Source organism: Streptomyces sp. NPDC055815 (assembly GCF_053616475.1).
This window is the reverse complement of the sequence record NZ_JBSHDU010000081.1, coordinates 21,489-28,869: the sequence shown is the minus strand read 5'-3', so window position 1 is coordinate 28,869 and position 7,381 is coordinate 21,489. Positions and strand designations below refer to the sequence as shown.

At 72.3% G+C, this 7,381-nt stretch carries 7 protein-coding genes; 5 read left to right on the top strand and 2 right to left on the bottom strand.

From position 1 onward, the window contains the following. From ACWGN5_RS34530 to ACWGN5_RS34515, 4 genes are all read left to right on the top strand, one after another. The coding region (locus ACWGN5_RS34530; protein WP_453522356.1) for a helix-turn-helix domain-containing protein at positions 1 to 851 on the top strand (851 nt) is incomplete at its 5' end. A gap of 71 nt (positions 852 to 922) precedes the next feature. After that, positions 923 to 2,080 (top strand): acyl-CoA dehydrogenase family protein, encoded by a 1,158-nt coding sequence (locus ACWGN5_RS34525; RefSeq protein ID WP_041129344.1) that lies wholly within the window; start codon positions 923 to 925, stop codon positions 2,078 to 2,080. Beyond that, positions 2,081 to 2,953 carry an acyl-CoA thioesterase gene (locus ACWGN5_RS34520; protein ID WP_453522355.1) on the top strand — a complete coding sequence of 291 codons (873 nt, stop codon included), beginning with the start codon at positions 2,081 to 2,083 and terminating at the stop codon, positions 2,951 to 2,953. A 20-nt stretch (positions 2,954 to 2,973) separates the two neighbouring features. Beyond that, positions 2,974 to 3,915, top strand: coding sequence for a cation diffusion facilitator family transporter (locus ACWGN5_RS34515; RefSeq protein WP_453522354.1), 942 nt, complete (start codon positions 2,974 to 2,976; stop codon positions 3,913 to 3,915). 343 nt (positions 3,916 to 4,258) lie between these two features. Here the strand turns inward: ACWGN5_RS34515 and ACWGN5_RS34510 are convergent, their stop codons facing one another. Both ACWGN5_RS34510 and ACWGN5_RS34505 read right to left on the bottom strand, forming a co-directional pair. Next, positions 4,259 to 5,029, bottom strand: a complete 771-nt coding sequence (locus tag ACWGN5_RS34510; protein ID WP_453522353.1) for a phosphatase — start codon at positions 5,027 to 5,029, stop codon at positions 4,259 to 4,261. A 65-nt stretch (positions 5,030 to 5,094) separates the two neighbouring features. Then, positions 5,095 to 5,682 carry an SACE_7040 family transcriptional regulator gene (locus ACWGN5_RS34505; protein ID WP_453522352.1) on the bottom strand — a complete coding sequence of 196 codons (588 nt, stop codon included), beginning with the start codon at positions 5,680 to 5,682 and terminating at the stop codon, positions 5,095 to 5,097. Positions 5,683 to 5,769: 87 nt separating this feature from the next. Here ACWGN5_RS34505 and ACWGN5_RS34500 point away from each other — a divergent pair, with 87 nt between their 5' ends. Further along, complete coding sequence (locus tag ACWGN5_RS34500; RefSeq protein WP_453522351.1) at positions 5,770 to 7,377, top strand: carboxyl transferase domain-containing protein; 1,608 nt, start codon at positions 5,770 to 5,772, stop codon at positions 7,375 to 7,377. Positions 7,378 to 7,381 lie beyond the last annotated feature (4 nt).

Genomic DNA, 7,381 nt, shown 5'->3' with positions numbered 1-7,381 from the left:
CACCCGGGCCGGAGCCCGCGCCGAGGCCGGAGCCCGCACCCGGGCCGGCGCCCGCACCCGGGGCCGCGCCTGCCCGGCCCCGCCGGAAGGCCACGGCCTGGCTCGTCGCCAGTGCCGTGGCCGGCGTGGCGCTCGTGCTCGGGGCCGCCCTGCTGCCCGGACCCGGCCGGGAACCGCGGCACCGCGCGGAGACCGTGACGGCGCCCCCGTTCACGTACACCGTCGCCTCCCTCTGGGAGAACGGCTGCGGGCACACCTATCTCGCCGACCGGCCCCCGGCGCGGGTCCCCGCTCCCCCCGCGCCCGCCGACGCGGCCCGGTGGGCCGGGGCGCTCGGCGCCGTGGACGGCGGGCAGACGTTCGTACGGCTCACGGTGCAGGGGAAGGGGGCCGCCGCCGTCGTCCTGCACGGCCTGCACGTGCGCGTGGTGGGACGGGCGGAGCCGCTGCCCTGGGGGGCGTACCGCATGGACGACGGCTGCGGCGGAGCCGTCACCCCCCGCCGGTTCGCCGTGGACCTCGACGCGCCGCGCCCGCTGGCCCGGCCGGTCGACGGGTACGACGCCTCGGGGGAGGAGGGCCGGACGATCCCGGCCGTCTCGTTCCCCTACGCCGTCACCGCGGCCGAGCCCGAGGAGCTGCTGGTCTCCGCCCGCACGGCCGGCTGCGACTGCCGCTGGTTCCTGGAGCTGGAGTGGAGCTCGGAGGGCCGGAGCGGTGTGGTGAGGATCGCCGATCCGAACGGGCAGGCCTTCCGTACGAGCGGGCGGGTGAAGGGGAGCCCGGTCCACGCCTACGACGAGCCGAAGGGGCTCTGGATCACAGGCGCGGAGTCTGGACAGGGTGGGTGACCGCTGGGTAACTTCGAACAGAACACCCTGAGCAAGCGCTTAGACAACCGGCAGCGACAAGGAGGCGGCTCGTGCGCCGTACCGTATTCAACGAGGACCACGAGGCGTTCCGGGAGACCATCCGCGCCTTCATCGAGGCCGAGGTCGTCCCCGTCTACGACGAGTGGTTCGCCGCCGGCCAGGCGCCCCGCGAGTTCTACGACAAGCTCGGTGAGCTGGGCATCTTCGGCATCAACGTCCCCGAGGAGTTCGGCGGCGCGGGCCTGGACACCCACAAGTTCGAGGCAGTCCTGTACGAGGAGACCTCGCGCGCCGGCGTCCAGTTCGGCGGCTCCGGCGTCCACGTGCTGCTCGCCCTCCCGTACATCAAGATGCTCGCCACCGACGAGCAGAAGAAGCGCTTCCTGCCGAAGTTCGTCACCGGCGAGGAGATGTGGGCGCTCGCCATGACCGAGCCGGGCACCGGCTCCGACGTCGCGGGCATGAAGACCACCGCCAAGCTCTCCGAGGACGGCACCCACTACGTCCTCAACGGCGCCAAGACCTTCATCACTGGTGGCGTCCACGCCGACCGCGTGATCGTCTGCGCCCGCACCTCCGCCCCGTCCGAGGACGACCGCCGCTTCGGCATCTCCCTCTTCGCCGTGGACACCAAGTCCGAGGGCTACTCCATCGGCCGCAAGCTGGACAAGCTCGGCCTGCGCACCTCCGACACGGCCGAGCTGGCCTTCGTCGACGTCAAGGTGCCCGCCGAGGACCTGCTCGGCGAGGAGGGCAAGGGCTTCTACTACCTCGGCCACAACCTGGCCTCCGAGCGCTGGGGCATCGCCTTCGGCGCCTACGCCCAGGCCAAGGCCGCCGTCCGCTTCGCCCAGCAGTACGTCACGGACCGCACGGTCTTCGGCAAGCCGGTCGCCTCCTTCCAGAACACCAAGTTCGAGCTGGCCGCCTGCCAGGCCGAGGTCGACGCCGCCGAGGCCGTCGCCGACCGCGCCCTGGAGGCCCTGGACGCGGGCGAGCTGTCCCCGGCCGAGGCCGCGAGCGCCAAGCTCTTCTGCACCGAGGTCGCGCACCGCGTCATCGACCGCTGCCTCCAGCTGCACGGCGGCTACGGCTACATGAACGAGTACCCGATCGCCCGCCTGTACGCCGACAACCGCGTCAACCGCATCTACGGCGGCACCAGCGAGATCATGAAGTCGATCATCGCCAAGTCGATGGGCCTGTAAGTGCCCGACGCGCACTCCGCACTGGATGCCCTGCTCGATCTGCTCGACCTCGAGCGGATCGAGCAGGACATCTTCCGGGGCGAGTCCCGGCCCTCGATCGTCCCCCGCGTCTTCGGCGGCCAGGTGGCCGCCCAGGCGCTGGTGGCGGCGGGCCGGACCGTCCCCGAGGACCGTCTCGCCCACTCGCTCCACGCGTACTTCCTGCGCGCGGGCGACCCGGGCGCGCCGATCGTCTACACGGTCGACCGCATCCGCGACGGCCGCTCCTTCACCACCCGCCGGGTCGTCGCCGTCCAGCACGGGCAGCCGATCTTCCACCTCTCGGCGTCCTTCCAGACGTACGAGGAAGGGCTCGACCACCAGGTCGAGATGCCGGCCGCGCCGGACCCGGAGTCGCTGGAGACGCCGGCCGAGATGCTCCCGCGCCACCTGCCCCGGGAGGTCGCGGACCGGCTGATCGAGGCGAGGGCGGCGGTGGACCTGCGCTACGCCGAGACGCCCCCGTGGGGGACGGTCGGGCAGCCGCGCGAGCCGCGCTCGCAGGTCTGGTTCCGTACCAACGGCAAGCTGGCCGACGACCCGCTGCTGCACGTCGTGCTCGCCACGTACGTCTCCGACATGACCCTGCTCGACTCGGTCCTCCTCGCGCACGGCCGGGGCGGCTGGGCGGTGGGCGACGTCGTCGGCGCCTCCCTCGACCACGCCATGTGGTTCCACCGCCCCTTCCGGGCCGACGAGTGGCTCCTGTACGACCAGGAGTCCCCGACCTCGTCCGGCGGGCGCGGCCTCGGGCAGGCCCGGATCTTCACGCAGGACGGGCGGCTGGCGATCTCCGTCATCCAGGAGGGTGTCGTTCGCGTCCCGCGCGGATAATCGGACATAACGTCCGACGCATGGAGCAGAACGGCGAAAGCACGTTCACGGTGATCGTGGCGGCGACGGCGAACCTCGGGATCGCCGTCGCCAAGGCCGTCGCGGGCGTGGTCAGCGGATCGAGCGCGATGCTGTCGGAGGCCGCCCACTCGGTCGCCGACACCGTCACCGAGGTCATGCTGCTCACCGCGCTCAAACGGAGCGAGAAGCCGGCCGACGAGGACCATCCCGTCGGCTACGCGGGCGAGCGCTACGTCTGGGCGCTGCTGGCCGCGGTCGCCACCTTCGTCGGCGGCGCGGTCTTCTCGATCTACGACGGGATCCACACCCTCACCCACGGCGAGGAACTCGGCGACCCGCTGGTCTCGTACATCGTCCTGGGCATCGCCTTCGTCCTGGAGGGCTTCTCGCTCCGCACCGGCATCAAGCAGGTCAGGGCGGAGGCGGAGCGGATGAGGGCCCCCTTCGCCCAGTACCTCCGGCGGACGCCCGACACCACCGTCAAGGCGGTCGTGATGGAGGACTCGGCCGCCCTCGCCGGCCTCATGCTCGCGGCGGGCGGCCTGCTCGGCGTCCAGATCACCGGCTCCGACGTCTGGGACGGCGTCGCCTCGATCCTCATCGGCGTCCTGCTCGTGTACGTGGCCTGGGTCCTGGGCCGCTCCAACGCCGAACTCCTCATCGGCCGCCCGGTGCCGCGGGCGATGCGGTCCGAGATCCGCGAGGAACTCCTCTCGGTGCCGCACATCACCGGCGTCCTGGACCTGATCACCCTGATCCAGGGCCCGGGCGAGGTCCTCGTCGCGGCGAAGATCGACTTCAGGGACGTGTCGTCGGCGGAGCAGGTGGAATGGGCGTGCGAGGACGCGGAGTCGCAACTCCGCGAGCGGTACCCGGCGATCCGCCGCGTCTACCTGGACCCGACGCCGGGCGTGACCCAGCGCCGACCGGACCGCCCCTGAGACCCGCGGCATGGACCCGCGCCCGGCTGGGCGTCGCCCCGCTGCCGTGTGGGGCCGCGCCCGCCCGTGTGGGCCCGCCCCCCGCGCCCCGTGTGGGCAATCGTCCCGCTGGGGCGGGACGGGTGGGCACACGGGACGGCGCCCTTCCGCGGCGCCTCCGCGTTCCGCGCCTGGACCCGCACCACCAGTGCGCCGTCACCAGGGGTGCGGGTTCAGGCGAGGGAGCCTCTGGCGCCGGCAAGGGCGCCGTCCGTTGTGCCCACCCGTTCCGCCCCGGCGGAACGCATGCCCACAACGGGCGGAAGCGCGCCCACAACGGGGCGAGGCACCGCCCACAACGGCGTCAGAGGCCCGCCGCGTTCAGCGTGTACGCCGTCAGGGGTTCGTAGAAGCGGGGGTCCAGGACGTGGTCGTCCAGGGGGATCGTGACCTGCATCGTGCCCTCCGCCTCGCCGATGAAGAGCGCGGGGTCGTTGCAGTCCGCGTAGCCGACGGAGTCGATGCCCCGCTGGCCCGCGCGCCCGGCCCAGCCGTGGTCGGCGATGACGAGGTCCGGCCGCCCGGACTCCCCGAGCGCGTCGAGGATCGCGTTCATGGGCTCCGGGGAGTGGGTGTGCCACAGGCTCGCGCCCCGCTCGAAGACGGCGACGTCGGCGAACTGCACGACGTACCCCTCGTCGGCGACGAGCCCGCCGGGGATCCGGACGATGTCGCAGCCCTGGGCGCGCAGCGCGGCCGCGACCCGGCTGTGCACGTCGATGAGCGCGCCGGGGTGCCCGGTCGCGAAGAGGACCCGCTCGCGGCCCGCGGCGGCCTTGCGGAGGCGGGCGGCCATCCGGTCGAGGCCGTCGACGGTGAGTTCGGGGTCGATGGTGTCCTGGCCGGCCCGGTGGGCGGGGTCGTCGACGACGCCGCACCGCTCGGCCATGACGGCGAGCACGTCCTGCTCGTCGGTCCAGCGGTCGCCGAGTTCGAGGCCGAGCCAGTAGTGCCGGTCGCCGTTGGCGAGCTTGCGGTAGTGGGAGAGGTTGTTGTCGCGCGGGGTGGCGACGTCTCCCGCGATCCGGGTGCGGACGAGGTGCTCGACGAGGGCGGGGCGGCTGAGTATCGGCATGGGGTTCATTCTGTCGGAGCCGCCTTGCCGATCGGTAAACGTTTCGGCCCTCGGACCGGAGGTCTCTACCCGCCCAGCGCCCCGAACGCCCCGTGCGCCAGCTTCCGCAGCAGGTCCTCCATGGGTCGGCGGCCGAGCGCCGCCAGGTGCGGGGTCGAGTTGAGCAGGCCGAAGACGGCGTGGACGGCCGTGCGGGACTCGGACTCCCCCGCGTCGGGGTACAGCTCGCGGACGACGGCGACCCAGAGTTCGACGTACTGGCGCTGGAGCTGCCGGACCCGCTTGCGGTCCTCGTCCTTGAGCCGGTCGAGCTCGCGGTCGTGGAGGGTGATCAGCGGCCGGTCGTCGAGGGCGAAGTCGATGTGCCCGTCGATGAGGGAGCCGAGGAGGACGCGCGGGTCCCCGTCGGCCTCGGCCACGCGCAGCTGTCCGCCGGACAGGAGCCGCTCGCTGATGCCCACCAGGAGCTCGGCGAGCATCGCGTCCTTCCCGGGGAAGTGGCGGTAGAGGCCGGGGCCGCTGATGCCGACCGCGGCTCCTATCTCGTCCACGCCCACGCCGTGGAACCCACGCTCGGCGAAGAGGCGGGCGGCCTCCTTGAGGATCTGCTCGCGGCGGGTCGGCGCGTCGATCCGCGTCGGGCTGGTGGTCATGCAAGCGATTCTAGACAACCCGGTTAGCGGTCGTTAACCTGGGCGACATACGTTAACGCTCATTAACCGAGCAAGGGAGCTCGAGGGATGCAGCAGGCACCTGTGCTGACGAGCGCGGCGGATCCCGCGTCCGCGGCCTGGCAGGCCAACGAGGCGGCCCACCACGAGCTGGCGGCGACCCTGCGCGCCAAGCTCGCGGCGGCCGCCCTGGGCGGCGGTGAGAAGTCCAGGGCGCGCCACACCGCCCGCGGCAAGCTGCTGCCGCGGGACCGGGTGGACACGCTCCTCGACCCGGGCTCGCCCTTCCTGGAGCTGGCCCCGCTCGCGGCGAACGGCATGTACGGCGAGCAGGCCCCGGCGGCCGGCGTCATCGCCGGCATCGGCCGGGTCTCGGGCCGCGAGTGCGTGATCGTCGCCAATGACGCGACCGTCAAGGGCGGCACGTACTACCCGATGACGGTGAAGAAGCACCTCAGGGCCCAGGAGGTGGCGCTGGAGAACCGTCTCCCCTGCCTCTACCTGGTCGACTCGGGCGGCGCGTTCCTGCCGATGCAGGACGAGGTCTTCCCGGACCGGGAGCACTTCGGCCGGATCTTCTACAACCAGGCCCGGATGTCCGGTGCCGGGATCCCGCAGATCGCCGCGGTCATGGGCTCCTGCACGGCCGGCGGCGCGTACGTCCCGGCGATGAGCGACGAGGCCGTGATCGTACGGAACCAGGGCACGATCTTCCTGGGCGGTCCTCCCCTTGTGAAGGCGGCGACCGGCGAGGTCGTCACGGCCGAGGAGCTCGGCGGCGGCGAGGTCCACTCGCGGATCTCCGGCGTCACCGACCACCTCGCCGAGGACGACGCCCACGCGCTCCGCATCGTCCGGAACATCGTGGCCACGCTCCCCGAGCGCGGCCCGCTGCCCTGGAAGGTCGAGCCGGCCGAGGAGCCGAAGGTCGACCCGTACGGGCTGTACGGGGCCGTGCCCGTCGACTCCCGCACCCCCTACGACGTGCGCGAGGTCATCGCCCGGGTCGTGGACGGCTCCCGCTTCCAGGAGTTCAAGTCCGAGTACGGGCAGACGCTCGTCACCGGCTTCGCCCGGATCCACGGCCACCCGGTCGGCATCGTCGCCAACAACGGCATCCTGTTCGCCGAGTCCGCCCAGAAGGGCGCGCACTTCATCGAGCTGTGCGACCAGCGCGGGATCCCGCTGGTGTTCCTGCAGAACATCACCGGCTTCATGGTCGGCAAGGCGTACGAGCACGGCGGCATCGCCAAGCACGGCGCCAAGATGGTCACGGCCGTGGCGACCACCCGGGTCCCGAAGCTGACCGTCGTCGTCGGCGGTTCGTACGGCGCGGGCAACTACTCGATGTGCGGCCGGGCCTACTCCCCCCGCTTCCTGTGGATGTGGCCCAACGCCAAGATCTCCGTCATGGGCGGCGAGCAGGCCGCGTCCGTCCTCGCGACGGTCAAGCGCGACCAGCTCGGCGACGAGTGGAGCGCGGAGGACGAGGAGGCCTTCAAGGCCCCGATCCGCGAGCAGTACGAGAGCCAGGGCAACGCCTACTACGCGACCGCCCGGCTGTGGGACGACGGGGTCATCGACCCGCTGGAGACCCGGCAGGTCCTCGGCCTCGCCCTGACCGCCTGTGCCAACGCGCCCCTGGGTGACCCCCAGTTCGGCGTCTTCCGGATGTGAAGGG